Raw genomic sequence first — 17,069 nt, 5'->3', positions numbered from 1 at the left:
CCCTTTATTTATAATCGCTAACCAGGCAGAGTCAAGTTCCTGCGCCACTCCCCCGGCGAGGGCTGACGTAAAAAACCCGGGCGGCTGCCCGGGTTGGTCACTGAAAAAAGAGTTTAGGCGGTGACGGCTGATTTTGTCAGCGTTGGGCCGGCTAACGCCAGCCGGGCGCCGGCATCGGTATCGGTATATTGCTTAAAGTTATCCATAAACAGTTGCGCCAGACTCTCGGCCTTCTCCTGCCATTTGTCGGCAGAAGGCCAGCCGCTACGCGGGTCAAGCAGCGCGCTGTCCACGCCAGGCACGCTTTGCGGGATAGCGAGACCGAATACCGGTACCGTTTCTTCGCGCAGCTCGCCGGTGGTCCCGTTTAAAATCGCGCTGATGATATTGCGCGTGTCGCGCAGCGAAAGGCGCTTGCCTTCGCCGTTCCAGCCGGTGTTAACCAGCCAGGCCTCGGCGCCGGCCTCCGCCATTTTGGCCGCCAGAACGCTGGCGTACTGCGTCGGGTGCAGCAGCAGGAACGCCGCGCCGTAGCAGGCGGAGAACGTTGGCGTGGGCTGAGTAATGCCGCGTTCGGTACCGGCCAGCTTCGAGGTAAAGCCGGACAGGAAGTGATACTGCATCTGCTCGGTCGTCAGACGGGATACCGGCGGCAGGACGCCAAAGGCATCGGCGGCAAGGAAAATCACCTTCGACGGATGGCCCGCACGCGACACCGGTTTCACGATGTTTTCAATATGCGATAGCGGATAAGAGACGCGGGTATTTTCGGTCTTGCTGCCATCGGCGTAATCCACGCTGCCATCGGCTCTGACCACCACGTTTTCCAGCAGCGCGTTACGACGAATCGCGCGATAGATTTCCGGCTCGGCCTGCGGGTCAAGATTAATCGTCTTGGCATAGCAGCCGCCTTCGAAGTTGAACACGCCGTCATCATCCCAGCCGTGCTCGTCATCGCCGATCAGCTGACGCAGCGGATCGGTGGAAAGCGTGGTCTTACCGGTGCCGGAAAGACCGAAGAACAGGGCCACGTCCCCCGCTTCACCGCGGTTCGCCGAGCAGTGCATCGAGGCGATGCCCTGCTGCGGGAGCAGGTAGTTCATCACCGAGAAGAGGCCTTTTTTCATCTCGCCGCCGTACCAGGTGCCGCCGATCAGCTGAATTTTTTCGCTCAGGTTAAACGCGACAAAGTTCTCGGAGTTGAGCCCCTGCTCCTGCCATTTATCGTTGGTGCAGCCCGCGCCGTTGAGGACGACGAAGTCCGGCGTAAATTCAGCCAGCTCCTCTGCGCTCGGCGCAATAAACATGTTTTTGACAAAGTGCGCCTGCCAGGCCACTTCGGTGACGAAGCGGACGCCCTGGCGCGTTGCCGGGCTGGCGCCGCACCACGCATCAACGACATATAATTTCTTGCCGCTCAGCTGTCCGGCGACCAGCGCCTTCAGATCTGCCCATATCTCGGTGGATAGCGGCTTATTGTCGTTGCGGCCAAGGCCGGAATCGGCCCACCAGACGGTGTCCCGCGTCAGATCGTCCCTGACAATATATTTGTCGCGCGGCGAGCGCCCGGTAAAGATCCCGGTATCCACGGCAACGGCCCCGGACTCGGTCATGACGCCGCGCGCCGCGCCGGTTAATTCCGGGCTGGTTTCATGCGCAATCAGCAAGTCGTAATCGGGGTTATAAAACAGCTCGCTGCTCTCCTGAATACCGAGCGAAAGAAGAGCGTCTTTTACTGATTCAATACGTGACATGGCACTCCTGACAAACTATTGGCTGGATAAGATGCTATTAGGGTATTTCAACCTGTCAGCTAAGCGGATGGATTTATTTTAATAAAAAAACCATCGTGAAATTAAATAAACAGGATGAACAGACCAGAGCCGGCGATGTAAAATCGTGCTCGTGTAGGGTGTCGCCTGAACTTTAGAAATATCGTTTGCACGAATAAGTCATAAGCTAACTCTGCAAAAAATGTTAACACCTGTAGATAATTATGTTAATTGCATAGTTTCTATACATCATGCTAAAATTGCATAGCTATTATTGCAGGGCAGAGGAACGGATCGGTGCTGGCGAATCTTGAAGTAAAATGGCTTTACGATGTGATTGCCCTTGAGGAATCCAGAAGCTTTACCCTGGCGGCAAAAAGCCGCAATATTTCCCAGTCCTCCTTCAGCCGCCGCATCCAGGCGCTCGAGGCGTCGCTGGGCTTCAGCATCTTCGACCGTTCGGCAAACCCGCTGCAGCTGACCAACCGCGGGAAGATTTTTGTCGGCTATGCGCGAAATATGCTCGACGACATGGACTTCCAGATTAGCCGAATTAAAGGGCTGAACAACACCACCCAGAAAATAAGAATCGACGCGGCGCCGTCGCTTTCCGTTTTATTACTTCCGGAAATCATCGCCGGTTATACCGACCGAAAGAATAAAACTTTTCATGTTGAATCGATTAACGTCAACGATGCGGTGTTCAACCTGAAAGAAGGCAAAAGTGATTTTATCCTGTCGTTTTATAATGAAGAGCTGATGAACTATCCGTTTATCAATCACAAAATTTTTGACTCGGCGCTGCACCTCGTTTCTCCCTGCGATAAACACGGCAGGCCGCTTTTTCATTTACACCGCGGGGTGCTGCCGCTGATGAAATACGCCAACGACAGCTATATGGGGCGCCAGGTGAATCAGGTGATCGACCGCAAGCCGGAGATCACCTTCTCGCTGACCTTTGTCTCCTCGATGAGCGAGCTGTTAAAACGCATGATCCTCAATGGCGACGGCGTGGGCTGGCTGCCGCAGTACTCTATCAAGCGCGAGCTTGAGGAGGGTCGCCTGACGATTATGGATGAGAGCCTGTCGCTGCCGATCGGCGCCTATATTTACCGCTCCGGCGCGCGGCTCAACCAGTCAGCCGAGCGCTTCTGGCAGCATATTAAGTCTATGAATACCGTGACCGCATAACTCGCATGGCGGCGGGAAATTCGCTATCATCCGCATCCACTCCCTCTCCGTGCAGCCTGATGTCTACGATTATCGATACCTTTATCGCCCCGCCGTGCCACGCTGAAATCGACATCCTCTACGAGGATGACCATCTGCTGCTGATCGATAAACCCTCGGGCCTGCTGAGTCTGTCGGGGAAAAATCCGCGTAATCTCGACTCGGTGCATTATCGGCTGGTACAGCGGTTTCCCGGCTGCACTCTGGCGCATCGTCTTGATTTCGGCACCTCCGGACTGATGGTGATTGCGCGCAACAAGGCCATCAACGCCGCGCTCTGCCAGCAGTTCAGCCAGCGTGCGGTGAGCAAAGTCTACAGCGCGCTGCTGTGCGGGCATCTGGCGGATGATGAAGGAACCGTTGACGCTCCGATAGCCAAAGATCCGGCGCTGTTTCCGCTGATGACGATTTGCCCGCGCCGCGGCAAGCCTGCCCGCTCCGGCTATCGGGTGGTTGAGCGCCTGCGCTATCAAGGTAGCGTGCCGGTGACGCGGGTCCAGCTGACGCCGGAAACCGGCCGCACCCATCAGCTGCGTATCCACTGCCAGTGGCTTGGCCACCCTATTCTGGGCTGCGATCTGTACGGCGGTCTGTTGCTTCCGGGAACAGAACAGGCGCCGCGCCTGATGCTGCACGCCAGCGAACTGCATTTCGTGCATCCGGTTAGCGGAGAGCGGATCGATGCGATAAGCCCCAGCGGGTTTTAACTCGCCCGCTCGCCAGCCCTTTTACCGAATCTCTCCCGCACGCTGATTGACGTCGACGCTTTAATTCGAATCGCGGCATTGCAAATGCAAATATCATATTTGCTCGTTAATCACCGCCTCTGTAGCTTGTGCTCTATTCATGCTTTTCATGAAAGAACATTCAGGGCGCAACGGCTTTATGATTAAACTCGATAATATTCGCAAGACCTACCCCGGCAGCGCGCATGCGGCTATTCGCGGCCTTAATCTGGTGATTAATAGCGGCGAGCTGTGCACTTTCGTTGGCCCCAGCGGGTGCGGAAAAACAACCATTCTGCGGATGATTAATCAGCTGGATATTCCTGACGCCGGTGACGTATACGTTCAGGGCGTTAAGCTTGCCGCTGCCGATATTATTCAGGTGCGCCGCCAAATTGGCTTTGTCATGCAAAGCGCCGCCCTCTTTCCGCATCGTACGGTCGCGCAAAATATAGCCACGGTTCCGCGCCTTCTCGGCTGGAGCAAAAAGCATATCCAGGCGCGCATCGACGAATTAGTGGATTTGATGTCTCTCGACCGCAACGTCCTGCCCCGCTATCCGCACCAGCTTTCCGGTGGCCAGCAGGGACGCGTAGCGATCGCCAGAGCGCTGGCCGCCGATCCGCCTATTCTCCTGATGGACGAACCTTTCGCCGCCATCGACCCGGTGGTTCGCGAGCGCCTGCAGGACGAGCTGCTGTTGCTGCAACAGCGCCTGCGCAAAACGATCGTCCTGGTGACCCATGATATCAATGAAGCTATTCGCCTTGGCGATAGAATCGCTATCTTCCAGGAGGGCGGCGAGCTGGCGCAGTTCGCCACGCCTGACCATATTTTGTCGCATCCGGCCAGCGACTTTGTGCGCCGTTTTATCGGCCCCGAACCGAATCTGCAGCGGCTGGGGAGAATTCAGGTCGGACAGCTCCCGCGTCATGACGTGCCGCTTATTGATGAGAGCCTCTCCCCCATCGCCAGCCCGCATCCGCCGGTCGCCAGTCCGCTGCGCCTGGTGCTGGACAAAAAACGGCGTCCGCTGAACTGGTTCGATCCGGTTAAGCGCCGGACGCTGCCGGTCGACGCGCCGCTGGCGGCCATCAACACGCTGCGCTTTGCCTACAGCGCGCTGCTGGATGCGCCCGGCGGCGTAGTGGTTCATGTCGATACCGACGGTGAATATCAGGGCAGCATCTCCCACGCTCTGCTGCAGAACGTGCTGGAAGGCCACGTGGATCTTCGCCGCTATGATTGACTGGCCGTGGATCCTCGACAACAAAATCATGATCGGTGAACTGCTCTGGCAGCATGTACAGCTGGTGATCGTTGCGCTGTTTTTCGGCACCCTTTTCACCGGCGTATTGATTAGCCTGACGCTGCGCTGGCCCGCGGCCGCCCAGCCGCTGATCTACCTGTGCGGGATACTGTTCACCATCCCGTCTCTGGCGCTGTTTATTCTATTACTGCCGTTTACCGGACTGTCGCTGATGACCTCAATCATCGGCCTGACGCTCTACTCGCTGCTGATCCTGCTGCGCAACGTTATCGCCGGAATAGAGAAACTCCCGGCGACGGTGCTGGAGTCTGCGCGCGCGCTGGGCTATACCCGCTGGTTTCGTTTTGTCGATATAGAGCTGCATCTGCTGCTGCCCTCGCTGTTCGCCGGGTTACGCATCGCTTCGGTGACGCTGGTCGGGCTGGTGACGGTCACCGCCTTAATTGGCCAGGGCGGTCTCGGGCAGCTTCTGTTAGCCGGGTTTAACCAGAACTTTGTCACGCCTATCGCGGTCAGCCTGGTGCTCAGCGTTGTGCTATCTCTGCTGTTGGATTCGCTGATTGCCCGCGTCGGCTATTGGCTAACGCCGTGGGCCCGCTAATGGATATCCTGCAAGCAACATTTCACTGGTTATTACAACCGCAGCACTGGACAGGCGACGCGGGAATATTACTTCGCCTGCGCGAGCATCTTTATTATGTGCTGATTAGCATCGTCGTTGCCTCGGCGATTGCGCTGCCGCTGGGGATTATTCTCGGCTACTGGCGCAAGGGCGCGTTTGTGATTATTAATCTGTTTAATATTGGTCGCGCCATTCCCTCTTTAGGTTTAATTCTTTTATGCATTATTGTGTTTGGCTTTAATGATATTCCGGTCTTTACCGCGCTGGTGGCGATGTCGATTCCGCCGATCCTCACCAACGCCTGGGTTGGCATTTATCATGCCGACCGTCAGTTGTGCGATGCGGCAAAAGCGCTGGGCATGACGCCACTCCAGAGCCTGTGGCAGCTGCGGATACCGCTCGCCGCGCCGCTGATACTCGCCGGCCTGCGGACCGCGCTGGTACAGCTGATCGCGACCGCCGTCGTCGCCGCCTACGCCGGGCTTGGCGGCCTCGGGCGCTTTCTGATCGACGGACTTGGCCAGCGCGATATTCCCCAGGTCATTGCCGGTTCGCTGGTGGTATCGCTGCTGGCCATCGGCTGCGAGCTGCTTTTTTCATTACTCTCCCGGCGCATCGTTCCGGCGCCGGTCACGCAAATAAATTAATTTCCCAACAACAAAAAACCACCTGCAGGTAAAGAGGTATTATGAAGCAGCTATTTAGCATTTCCGCGTATCGTCGCCGCTTGCGTCTTTCGGTATTCACCGCGGGATTATTAAGCTTAAGTTTTAACGCCCTGGCGCAGGACGTCACCATTGGCGGAGCGAATTTCACCGAAAGTTCAATCCTTGCCAATATTTACGCCAGCGCGCTAAAGAAAAACGATATTGCGGTGAAAACCCGTCTTAATCTCGGCAATCGCGAGATTATTATTCCGGCGCTGCAGAGCGGCGAAATTGATATTGTTCCGGAATATCTCGGTGCCCTGCTGAACTATTATGACGGCAAAACGCTGGCTACCAGCCAGAGCGACGTTAGCGCTGAGTTAGCTAAAGCGCTGCCGGCGGACTTTACGCTGCTCACCCCCTCCCCGGCCTCGTCCATTACCGCCTGGGCCGTGCGCGCGGAAACGGCAAAAAAATATCACCTCAGCAAGCTTTCCGACCTGCAGCCCGTGGCCCATCAGCTGACTATCGGCGGCCCGCCGGAATTCCCGGTGCGCGCCCTGGGCCTGCCGGGCCTTAAGCGCGTCTACGGACTTGAATTTAAGGCGGTGAAATCTCTGGATATGGGCGGGCCGCTGACCCGTCTGGCGCTGAACTCCGGCAAAATCGACGTCGCCACGGTCGTCTCCACTCAGGGCAACCTCGCGAAAGAGGATTGGGTGGTCCTGGAGGATGATAAGCATGAGCAGCCGAGCCAGAACGTGGTGCCGCTGGTGCGCAAAGCCAGCCTGACGCCGAAAATCAGCGAAGTGCTCAATGAGGTCTCCGGCAAGCTGAACAACGCCGCGCTGATCGAACTTAACCAGCAGGTCGATCTGCAGCATAAAGATCCGGCGGCGGTGGCCGAACAGTGGGTCAAAACGCACCTCAACGGCAACTGATTGCCGCCATGCCAGGGAAGGCATCACCTCCAACTGAGCCGAGAAAATGCCAAATAATCCTATGATCCTGAACCTTTTCTTCTTCAATCCCCAGGGTGACTACCGCTTTTCCTGGCGTCACCCGCAGGCGCCGGAGAAGGAAATTTTCAGCCTCAAGTACTATGCCGATCTGGCCCGTAAAGCGGAGGCCGCGACGCTCGACGCCATTTTTATCGCCGACCATATCGCTATCTGGGACACGGTGCCCAGCGGCTTAACCCACTACGCTAACGCCCGGCTGGAGCCCATCACTCTCCTCTCGGCGCTGGCGGCGGTGACGGAACATATCGGCCTGATGGGCACGGCGTCCACCTCTTATAACGAGCCCTATAATCTCGCCCGCTATTTTGCCTCCCTCGATTTTCTCAGCAACGGGCGGGCCAGCTGGAATATCGTCACCTCATGGCTGGAGGAGGAGGCGGCCAACTTCGGCCTTGACCACCTGCCGCAGCACGGCAGCCGCTACCAGCGCGCCGGTGAGTTTATTGATGTGGTCACTCAGCTGTGGGACTCGTGGGAAGACGGCGCGGTGCGCTATGACAAAGCCAGCGGGCTGTTTGCCGATTCCAGCAAGGTGCATCATCTTGATTTCGCGGGCGAGTTCTTCCGCGTGCGCGGGCCGCTGAACGTCCCTCGCCCGCCGCAGGGGCACCCGGTCCTGGTGCAGGCCGGCTCGTCGGAGGCGGGTAAAAACCTCGCCGCCGCCTGGTCAGATATGCATTTTGTGTTTATCAAATCTATCGCTGAGGGGCTGGCCTACCGCGAAGAGATGAACCAGCGTTTGCGCAGCCACGGCCGGGATCCGGCGCATTTCAAAATCATCGCCGGCGTTTTACCGGTGGTGGTGAATTCAAACGCGGAAAAGGAAGAGCGCCAGCGGCTTAACGAGCAGCTAATGAGCGACCAGATGGCCATCGACCTGCTCTCTTCCTATCTGCGCATGGATTTATCCGCTTATCCCGTCGACCAACCGCTGCCGCCGCTGCCGGAGGAAGAGACCTTTGATGGGATCCGCACCGCCCTCAGGCTGATTCGTGATTACGATCCGCAGTTGACGATCCTGGCGTTGGGCAAGCTGCTGTTGCAAAGCTCCGATAGCTGGCTGCTCATCGGCAGCGCCGAGGAGATCGCCAGCGCGCTGACGGAAACCTGGCGCGCCGGCGCCGCCGATGGTTTTAACCTGATGTTCCCGCTGCTGCCGGGGGACTTCGACCGCTTCGTTGAGCAGGTGGTGCCGATTCTGCAGCGCAGCGGCGCGATGCGGGATCGCTATCCGACCGGCACGCTGCGCGAGAAGCTGGGTCTGCCGGTCGTCGAAAACCGCTTCGCCCGCCGGGATGGCAAACCGCTGGCTTCATAGCGCGGCTGTTCCCCGGTGGCGCTGCGCTGACCGGGCTACGGGTTCACAACCGTCTGCGATCCGGTAGCCCGGACAGGCGCAACGCGCCGCCTCCGGGGAAGGGGCGCTGCCGGATGCTTTGCTGCGGTTTTCTTCCCGGCTTGCGCTGCGCTTAGCCGCGCTACTGGTTCACAACCGCCTGCGATCGGGTAGCCCGGACAGGCGCAACGCGCCGCCTCCGGGGAAGGTGCTGTGTCTGAAACCTCGGTGCGGTTTCTCCCCGGCTTGCGCTGCGCTTAGCCGGGCTACGGGTTCACAACCGTCTGCGGATCGGTAGCCCGGACAGGCGCAACGCGCCGCCTCCGGGGAAGGTGCTGTGTCTGAAACCTCGGTGCGGTTTCTCCCCGGCTTGCGCTGCGCTTAGCCGGGCTACGGGTTCACAACCGTCTGCGATCGGGTAGCCCGGGCAAGGCGCTTGCGCCGCGGCCCGGGGAAATTGGCGCCTACAGCCGCACGACGCCCCTGGCCGCCGCCTCATCACGCCACGCCAGCAGGGGCTGATAGTCCGCGCGCCGCATATCGCTGTAGCCGCAGATAAACAGCGCTTCGCAAAGCGGCCGGTAGCGTTCATCGCTCACCAGCTGCTGCAACGCCTCTCTCAGCAGCCCCAGCGTCGCTGCGGACGTCGTCGCCGACGTAATCAGCGGCAGACCCGGGGCGAGCGGGCTGCGCGCAATCACCGCCAGCCCCGCCAGCGCCTCCGGCTGATGACGCTGCAGCAGCGCCCAGGTCACGCAATCAATGGCGGCAATATCCGCCGTCCCCTGCTGAAGTTCACGCAGCGACTGGCGATGGCTGCCGCTAAACGCGACCGCCGAGAAGAAACGCCCATCGAGCGACAGCGGCGCGACCATTTTTAACAGCACGTTATAGCCGGACTGGGAATCCGGCGAATTGCACACGACCAGGCGCCCGCGAAAATCCGCCAGCGTCTGACCACAGTCCGCCTCACGTACCGCCAGCAGGCTGCGGTAGTTCCGCCCTTCGCATCCGGGCGCCGAATAGTGAAAACAGCCGACCGTTTGCACTGCCGGCAGCCGCGTCATCAGCGGATAACCGCAGGTCTGGCTCAACAGCAGCGCCGGATGGCGCCAGTGCGTCAGCAGATCCTCAGGTACCTGATACGACAGCGTATCCTCCTCCACCACGCCGCGGGCCGCCAGCAGCTGCCGCACCGCCCGCCAGAGCGCCTGAGTATCCTCGTCATTCACCGCGTACATCGGAAACGCCAGCCTTTCACTCATGCTCTTCATCCGCCTTACCCTGCTGGTTGAACCCGGGATGGGCATTCACCGCCACCGGTCTGGCAAAAAAATGCCGCAGCCATTCACCGTAGCCGCGCACCACAAACCCGGCGTTGCGCCGCTGATACTCCGCCTGATTATGCAGATAGATTTTTCGCAGCCCGTACCACGGTACCCCCGGCAAATCGTGATGCACTGAATGGTAGTTGAGATTGAGGAACAGCACCCGCCAGACCAGCCCCGCCTCGTTAATCACCGAACGGGCCAGCGGATCGTCCGCGGCGCGGTGTTCAAGGAAAGAGCGCACTTTGGTCAACGCCAGCGCCGGGTAGCTGATAGCCAGCACGAAGTAAAGCGGCGAAAAGCCGAGGTGATTCATCCACGCGAACAGCGCCGCCAGCAGCAGGCCGTGAACCAGCCACATCGCTATTGTGTTCACCCGCCGGTGTCGAAATGCCGCCAGCGCGCTGCCGAGCGTCTGGGCAATATCCAGCAGCGGCGCCACCAGCAGCCTGCCGATAAACGTATTGCGCAGATGAATAAGGCTGCGCTGCCAGGGGGCAAAACGCTGCCAGCTCTGCGGCGTAAAATAGTAGGATTCCGGATCGTCAACCGGCTGCGTCAGCAAATGATGATGATGGTGCGCCAGGTGCGAGTCGCGGTACAGCCCGTAGGGATACCAGACCGCCAGCGGCAGGGTCCCCAGCAGCTGGTTAAACCATGGTCGCGACGTGGGGTGACCGTGAATAAGCTCATGCTGCAATGACATATACCAGGCGGTGAACCAGATGAGCAGCAGCGTGGCGGGGAAAATGCCCAGCTCGCGCCACCAGGCCAGCGAGGCAAACCAGCCGCCGTAGACGGCAACGATCAGTAGCCAGGTGGGCAGCTCGCTGCGCCACAGCCAGCTACGGGAAAACTGATGAATCCGCTCGCGCTGCTGCGGATGCAGATAGACCGACCTGCTTTTTGCCATTCCTGCCACTGCCTTTTCGCGTTATCGTTTGATCCTCCGAAGATGTGAGATAACGCGTTAAATAACAAAGAATTTAAATCGCTTAGCTTTGCCAGAAAATCACCTTAGCCCTCGTTGAGCACGATGATATATCGCCACCCGGCGAGCATGCTCACGCCCGCGCACGCCAGCAGCGACGCCCCCAGCGATTGCCCCCACCCGGCCGCCAGCAGACCGGCGCCAATCAGGACATAATAAAACAGGCCGAAAAAGGCGCCGGCGGTGCCCCGACAGTCGCCGTAGGCGCTCAGCGCCGACCCCAGCACCAGCGGGATCGCCATGGCCCAGGCAAGGGTGACCAGCGCAACCGGCGCCACAAACCAGATTGATTCCCGCAGCACGTACACCGCGACGCCGCCGGCTAAGTGCAGAATGCAGGCGATGGCGAGTATCCGCCCCAGCGAGACATTCCGACGCAGCAGCCGGTGGTTAAGCAGCGCGCCGAGCAGCGAACCCGCGGCAAGCGCCATGCCGCTGTAGCCAAACGTCAGGGCATCAAGATCGAATCGGGCGAACAGAAACGGGGCCAGGCTGTAGTAGCTGAACAGGCTGACGTTAAATGCCGCCACCAGGATTGCCGCCAGGGCGATACGCGTATCGCCCACCATCCGCCGCAGCACGTGAAGAAACGGCCCTCTCCTGAGGTTTTGCGGACGCGTTTCCGGCATCAACGCCAGGCAGCCCAGCAGAAGCGCAGCGGCCAAAAGCGCCAGCGCGCTGAATACGCCGCGCATCCCCCAGAGGGCGGTCAACCCGCCGCCGATATAGACCCCGACGGCCGGGCTCACCGCCAGCGCCAGGCCGATAAACGAAAAAATTCCCGCCAGCTGCCGCCCGCGATAGCAGTCCCGCAGGACCGTCTGCGTCACCACTGAACCGGTTGCCGCGCCAGCGGCCGTGACGATCCGCGCCGCCAGCAGCAGCGAAAAATCCGTCGCCCACAGCGCCATCAGGCATCCCAATGCGTAAACCCCTAACCCCGCCAGCAGGGCCGGACGCCGGCCGTAGCGATCGCTGAATCCGCCCCACAGCAAAACGCCGACGGCAAAACCGATAAAGTACACGGAGAGGGTTTGCGCCGCCTGCGGCGCGCTCACGGAAAAACGGGCGCTGATATCGGTCAGCGCCGGGCTATAAATCGTTTCCGCTATTTGCGGAAACATCAGTAGCGCGGTCACCAGCACCAGCGCGGCACGTCCCAACATATCCACCTCCTGATTAACAAGAGGCGCTATTGTAGGGAAGCCGTTTATCGAACATTATAAACATAATGACTTTAAACATCGGAAATCAGACATTATGGCCTGGCTTGACGCTGACGCGGCATTCGATCCGGATGCGTTGAAAAGTAGCCTGATTGGCGTGCAGTCGGCGCTCGGTAACCACGACTCCGGCAGCCACCGGCATAAGATGGCGCAGATCCTGTTTACCCGTCAGGGATGCGTGCGTTTAACGCTCGACGATGGCGCCCTGCTGTGCCTGCTGCCGCCGGGGCGCGCGGCGTGGATCCCCGCCGACGTCAGCCATCGCGCGGAGATGAAAAACATTGTCGACTATCGTTCCGTCTGGTTTCAGCCGCAGCGTTACCCTCAGTTGCCAACGCAGTCGGCGATACTCAACGTGGTGCCGCTGCTGCGCGAACTATTAGAGCGCATCAGCGCCAGCCCCTGGGATACCGACTGGGAGGCCGAGCCGGCGCGACATCTCGCCGCCCTGTGCCAGGCGGAAATTCGCGCCGCCGCGCGGGAGCCGATGATGCTCGCGCTGCCGCAGGATAAACGGCTGGCGATGGTTTGCGGCGACGCGCTGCCGCCGCCGCTTGGGACGCTCGCTGCCCGCTGCGGCGCCAGCGAAAAAACCATCAGCCGACTGTTTCGCCGCGATACCGGGATGTCCTACCAGCAGTGGCGTCAACAGTGGCGATTAATGAAAGCGGTCGAGATGCTGGCAACCGGGGAGCGGATTACCGATACGGCGCAGGCGCTCGACTTCGCCAGCGACAGCGCCTTTATCTACTTCTTCCGCACCATGACCGGCATGACGCCGGGGCGTTATTTTTCCGCCTGATTGTGGCCGCCCGGCGTGAACGGCGGCAGCTTCAGAAAGGTGTTCTGCAGCCCTTCGGACCACGCTTTGCGAATGGTATTGAAATAGGGATCGTTTTCGGTGATCCGATGCTGTTCGGCGCTGCTAAGGCTACCGCTGCGGTACAGCAGGGTGTCCAGCGGCAGCCCCACCGAAAGATTGCTGCGCAGGGTGGAGTCGATCGAAATCAGCGCGCAGCACATCGCCTGCTCCAGGGGAGTATCGATGGTCAGAACCCGGTCGATAATCGGCTTGCCGTATTTGCTCTCGCCAATCTGGAAATAGGGCGTGTCGCGCGTGGCTTCAATAAAGTTGCCTTCCGGATAGATATGAAACAGCCGGTGCGTTTCGCCGGCGATCTGCCCGCCGAGCAGCAGGTTGCAGTTGAAGTTGGTATTGCCGCAGTTCTGCTGATTGCTGCTGTCGCGCTGAATCACCTCCTGTAAGGTTTTGCCGATCAGCATCGCCGCGTCGTATAGCGAGGTCACCTGCATCAGGTTAGGCTCCTGCTGGGTGCGAATGCGGGCGCTGAGCAGGCTAATCACGCTCTGAGTGGTGGCCAGGTTGCCCGCCGACTGCAGGACCATGACCCGTTCGCCATCCTGATGGAAAACGTGCAGTTTTTTAAACGTTGCAATATGGTCCACTCCCGCGTTGGTGCGGGAGTCTGAGGCAAATACCAGTCCATCTGACAAACACATGGCCACACAGTAGGTCATCGTTTTTTGTTCCTGCCGTTATTGCTGCTGCGCCTGCTGCGAATGCTCGCGCACTTCAGCGTTAGTTAACATGATTTCCCCCCCGCCGCCGAGGCGGGTGCCGCGTACCGGGCACGCATCAAGATAGTCCAGCCCGGTCGCCAGCCGCAAATGTTGATTCAGGCTGCGCGTGTTATTGGTGATATCAAACGACTGCCAGCGCTCGTTGAGCCACACTTCGGCCCAGGCGTGCATGGCGACGTGCTCGGCGTTATCGCTGTAAACGTAGCCGCTGACGTAGCGCGCCGGGATCTCCAGCGCCCGGCAGCAGGCGAGAAACACGTGGGTGTGATCCTGGCAAACCCCTTTCGCGCGCGCAAAGGCATCGGCGGCGGAGTCCTGCACCTGGGTGGCGCCCGGCGAATAGGGCATTCTCAGCAGCAGCTCGGCCATTAACCGGTTCAGGCTCTCCTCCTGCGCCTCCGGCTGATACCAGCGCTGGGCGAATTCGCGGATCGGGCCGTCGGCGCGGGTGAGCGGCGTACAGCGCAAGAAAACCAGCGGCGACAGCAGCTCCTGCGGCTCCGCGCCGATGTCGTCCCCCTCTTCGGCGATATCGACGATCCCGCTGGCGCGGATAGTAATCTCTTTATGCGGATTATCCAGCGTCAGCACGTGCAGCACGTTGCCCCAGGCGTCGGTGGTGGCGACGGCGGAACCGTCCGGCAGGGTTAATGTCCAGGCGGTGATCTTCTGCCGACCGCTGCTGCGCGGCGTCAGGCGCAGATACTGGGTCGAAAACTTCACTTCTTCATCGTAGCCGTAGCGGGTCAGGTGATCGATAACCAGTTTCATAACGCCTCCAGATAGGTTTGTCTGATGCTGTCGGAAAGCGCGTTAATCCGCGCCAGCAGTGCATTAAGGGTGACCTGTAAATCGGCCTGCGCCAGATCGTCGCGGGTGCTGAAACGCAGGTCGACGTTGAGCTGGTGCGCCAGCCGCAGCGGCAAGTGCGAGCGGTCGTTGGCAATCTGTTCCAGCTGCCCGACGAGGTCGGAAATACTCGCTCTCAGCGATCTCGGCACATCGTTGCGCAGGATCAGCAGCTCCATCACCGTTTCGCGGCTGACCGGCTGGCGGTAAATGCTGTTGTAGGCCTCGCGGGCGCTGACCGCATTAAGTAGCGTATCCAGCCGGTAGTACTCGCGTACCGGATCGGGATCGCTGTTCAGCTGCTGATCCTTAATCAACAGCAGCTGCGCGGTGGCGGATGCCCGCTCGATCAGCGTCCCGATCCCGATAAAGCTCAGGGCGTCGTTACGCAGCAGCGTGCCGAGGATCGCCCCGCGAAACAGATGTACCCGCTCTTTTACCCACTCAAAGAAAGCGTCGTTGCCCAGCTCGCCGATCCCCTGCTGGCGCAGCTTTCGCAGCTCAATGCGCGTGGCGTTGATGCTTTCCCACACCTCCGCCGACAGGCTGCCGCGCACCGCATGGGCGTTGTTCCACGCCATCTCGACGCAGCTGAAAATGCTGTACGGGTTGTTGCCGTCGAGCGCGAAAAAATTAAGCAGGTTGCTCATAGTGAAACGCGCGTGCCGCGCCTGAAACAGCTCATGGGTCAGCGACAGATTCAGCGGCAAGGCTAAATCCCGCGACTGCTGGCTGTGACGGGGGATCATCGACAGCTTCCAGGTCACGTCCAGCACCCGGGCATAGCTTTCCGCGCGCTCAAGGTAGCGCGCCATCCAGAAGAGTTCACTCGCTGTGCGGCTTAACATGATTCATCATCCTCCATCACCCAGGTATCCTTGGTGCCGCCGCCCTGCGACGAGTTCACCACCAGCGAACCTTCGGTTAGCGCCACCCGCGTCAGCCCGCCGGGAACCAGGCGGATCTCCTGGCCGGAAAGGACGAAGGGACGTAAATCGATATGGCGCGGCGCCAGCCCCTCGTCGACAAAGGTTGGGCAGGTCGACAGCGCCAGGGTGTCCTGGGCGATATAGTTGGCCGGATTCGCCAGCAGACGCTGGCGAAACGCATCGCGCTCCTCTTTGGTCGAGCGCGGGCCAACCAGCATGCCGTAGCCGCCCGCGCCGTGAACCTCTTTCACGACCATCAGTTCAAGATTGCTCAGCACGTAGCTGAGATCTTCCGCCTTACGGCACTGCCAGGTGGGAATATTGCTCAGGATCGGCTGCTCGCCCAGATAGAAGCGGATCATCTCCGGTACGAAGGGGTAGATCGATTTATCGTCGGCGACGCCGGTACCGATAGCGTTGGCCAGCACCACGCCCCCGGCGCGATACACCGACAGCAGCCCCGGTACGCCTAACATGGAGTCGGCGCGGAAGGCCAGCGGGTCAAGGTATGCGTCGTCGATACGCCGGTAAATGACGTCCACGCGCCGCGGTCCTTCGGTGGTGCGCATATACACCGCCCCGGTTTTAATAAACAGATCCGCGCTTTCCACCAGCTCAACGCCCATCTGCTGGGCCAAAAAGCTGTGTTCAAAATAGGCGCTGTTAAACCGTCCCGGGGTCATCACCACCACGCACGGATCGTCCACCGGCGAGCTTTCGCGCAGCGTTTGCAGCAGATAGCTGGGGTAGCGTTCTACCGGCGCAATATGGTGCTGTTCGAACATTTCGGGATACAGCCGCATCATCATTTTGCGGTTTTCCAGCATATAGGAGACGCCGGAGGGGGTGCGCAGATTATCCTCCAGCACGTAATACTGGCCGTCGCTGTTGCGCACCATATCGACTCCGGTGATATGGGCGTAGGTGTTATTGGGTAAATTTATCCCCTGCATACAGGGTTGATACTGTTCGTTCGCCAGCACCTGTTCGGCCGGGATCAGCCCCGCGCGAAGGATATTTTGATCGTGGTAGATATCGTAAAGAAAAGCGTTGAGCGCTTTCACCCGCTGGCGGATGCCGCGGTCAATCCGCTGCCACTCGCCGGCGGGAATAATACGCGGCACGCTGTCGAAAGGGATCAGTCGTTCGGTGCCCTCATCCTCGCCGTAGACGTTAAAGGTGATGCCGATGCGGTGAAAGAGCAGCTCCGCCTGCTCTTTCTTCTGCCGGATAGAGAATTGATCGGTACTGCGAAACCATTGCCACCAGGCGTTATAGTGCTGACGCTGCTCTCCCTGTGCGGTAAGCATCTCATCATAATAATGCCCGTCAGGAAGCGTTATTTTTATCATGGCCGTCTCCTCCGGTTGTACTCACTTTGAGGTAATCCCGGTAAGAGATAAGCATTAATTATGCCAGGTAACGCAGCGCGGCGGCGCGGCGTTATGCTGTTATGCAATGACGCTGAATTGAATAAAAAACAATCAGACGCTTTGCTTATTTATGGCCTGTTTTTCGCG

16 protein-coding genes are annotated in these 17,069 nt (G+C 59.4%); 8 read left to right on the top strand and 8 right to left on the bottom strand.

Annotated elements, in window-relative coordinates:
- Window positions 1-113: 113 nt before the first annotated feature.
- Entirely contained in the window at window positions 114-1,754 is a 1,641-nt protein-coding gene (gene pckA, locus F8562_RS18130; protein WP_014838785.1) for a phosphoenolpyruvate carboxykinase (ATP), read from the bottom strand.
- Between the two features lie 315 nt (window positions 1,755-2,069).
- On the opposite strand from pckA, the gene F8562_RS18125 reads away from it, so the two are divergent.
- From F8562_RS18125 to F8562_RS18095, 7 genes are all read left to right on the top strand, one after another.
- The gene (locus F8562_RS18125) at window positions 2,070-2,963 is read left to right on the top strand and encodes a LysR substrate-binding domain-containing protein (protein ID WP_004851947.1); all 894 of its coding nucleotides are present in this window, start codon (window positions 2,070-2,072) and stop codon (window positions 2,961-2,963) included.
- A 59-nt stretch (window positions 2,964-3,022) separates the two neighbouring features.
- Window positions 3,023-3,709, top strand: a complete 687-nt coding sequence (locus F8562_RS18120) for an RluA family pseudouridine synthase (protein WP_014229781.1) — start codon at window positions 3,023-3,025, stop codon at window positions 3,707-3,709.
- 178 nt (window positions 3,710-3,887) lie between these two features.
- Window positions 3,888-4,976, top strand: a complete 1,089-nt coding sequence (locus tag F8562_RS18115) for an ABC transporter ATP-binding protein (RefSeq protein ID WP_025108425.1) — start codon at window positions 3,888-3,890, stop codon at window positions 4,974-4,976.
- Window positions 4,969-5,598, top strand: a complete 630-nt coding sequence (locus F8562_RS18110; RefSeq protein ID WP_014229783.1) for an ABC transporter permease — start codon at window positions 4,969-4,971, stop codon at window positions 5,596-5,598. The genes F8562_RS18115 and F8562_RS18110 overlap by 8 nt, the downstream gene beginning before the upstream one ends.
- Window positions 5,598-6,266: an ABC transporter permease gene (locus tag F8562_RS18105; protein WP_014229784.1), complete on the top strand. Its 669-nt coding sequence runs from the start codon at window positions 5,598-5,600 to the stop codon at window positions 6,264-6,266. Before F8562_RS18110 ends, F8562_RS18105 begins: the two co-directional genes overlap by 1 nt.
- A 41-nt stretch (window positions 6,267-6,307) precedes the next feature.
- Window positions 6,308-7,207, top strand: coding sequence for an ABC transporter substrate-binding protein (locus F8562_RS18100; protein ID WP_014838787.1), 900 nt, complete (start codon window positions 6,308-6,310; stop codon window positions 7,205-7,207).
- Window positions 7,208-7,253: 46 nt separating this feature from the next.
- A complete protein-coding gene (locus tag F8562_RS18095) occupies window positions 7,254-8,606 on the top strand; it encodes an LLM class flavin-dependent oxidoreductase (RefSeq protein ID WP_032718839.1) in 1,353 nt (450 codons plus the stop codon).
- 482 nt (window positions 8,607-9,088) lie between these two features.
- Here F8562_RS18095 and F8562_RS18085 read toward each other — a convergent pair whose 3' ends face one another.
- The 3 genes from F8562_RS18085 to F8562_RS18075 all read right to left on the bottom strand — a co-directional run bounded on the left by F8562_RS18085 (window position 9,089) and on the right by F8562_RS18075 (window position 12,109).
- On the bottom strand, window positions 9,089-9,889 hold the full coding sequence (locus F8562_RS18085) for a phosphate/phosphite/phosphonate ABC transporter substrate-binding protein (protein ID WP_014838789.1): 801 nt from the start codon (window positions 9,887-9,889) through the stop codon (window positions 9,089-9,091).
- Entirely contained in the window at window positions 9,882-10,865 is a 984-nt protein-coding gene (locus tag F8562_RS18080; protein WP_014229788.1) for a fatty acid desaturase, read from the bottom strand. Before F8562_RS18080 ends, F8562_RS18085 begins: the two co-directional genes overlap by 8 nt.
- Window positions 10,866-10,969: 104 nt before the next feature.
- Window positions 10,970-12,109 (bottom strand): MFS transporter, encoded by a 1,140-nt coding sequence (locus F8562_RS18075; RefSeq protein ID WP_014838790.1) that lies wholly within the window; start codon window positions 12,107-12,109, stop codon window positions 10,970-10,972.
- 94 nt (window positions 12,110-12,203) lie between these two features.
- Between F8562_RS18075 and F8562_RS18070 the strand changes: the two genes are divergently transcribed.
- Window positions 12,204-12,971 carry an AraC family transcriptional regulator gene (locus F8562_RS18070; RefSeq protein ID WP_094909337.1) on the top strand — a complete coding sequence of 256 codons (768 nt, stop codon included), beginning with the start codon at window positions 12,204-12,206 and terminating at the stop codon, window positions 12,969-12,971.
- Here the strand turns inward: F8562_RS18070 and F8562_RS18065 are convergent.
- The 4 genes from F8562_RS18065 to F8562_RS18050 are packed head-to-tail and all read right to left on the bottom strand — an operon-like array spanning window position 12,956 to window position 16,901.
- Window positions 12,956-13,708, bottom strand: a complete 753-nt coding sequence (locus tag F8562_RS18065) for a proteasome-type protease (RefSeq protein WP_014229791.1) — start codon at window positions 13,706-13,708, stop codon at window positions 12,956-12,958. The two genes, F8562_RS18070 and F8562_RS18065, sit on opposite strands and share 16 nt — an antisense overlap.
- An 18-nt stretch (window positions 13,709-13,726) precedes the next feature.
- Window positions 13,727-14,542 (bottom strand): transglutaminase family protein, encoded by an 816-nt coding sequence (locus F8562_RS18060; protein ID WP_014229792.1) that lies wholly within the window; start codon window positions 14,540-14,542, stop codon window positions 13,727-13,729.
- On the bottom strand, window positions 14,539-15,468 hold the full coding sequence (locus F8562_RS18055) for an alpha-E domain-containing protein (protein WP_004103215.1): 930 nt from the start codon (window positions 15,466-15,468) through the stop codon (window positions 14,539-14,541). Before F8562_RS18055 ends, F8562_RS18060 begins: the two co-directional genes overlap by 4 nt.
- Window positions 15,462-16,901: a circularly permuted type 2 ATP-grasp protein gene (locus F8562_RS18050; RefSeq protein WP_014229793.1), complete on the bottom strand. Its 1,440-nt coding sequence runs from the start codon at window positions 16,899-16,901 to the stop codon at window positions 15,462-15,464. Before F8562_RS18050 ends, F8562_RS18055 begins: the two co-directional genes overlap by 7 nt.
- Window positions 16,902-17,069 lie beyond the last annotated feature (168 nt).

Source organism: Klebsiella sp. RCJ4 (assembly GCF_009025755.1).
GTDB lineage: Bacteria > Pseudomonadota > Gammaproteobacteria > Enterobacterales > Enterobacteriaceae > Klebsiella > Klebsiella michiganensis.
Note: the sequence above shows the minus strand (reverse complement) of the source record. Positions and strands in the feature narration are given on the sequence as shown.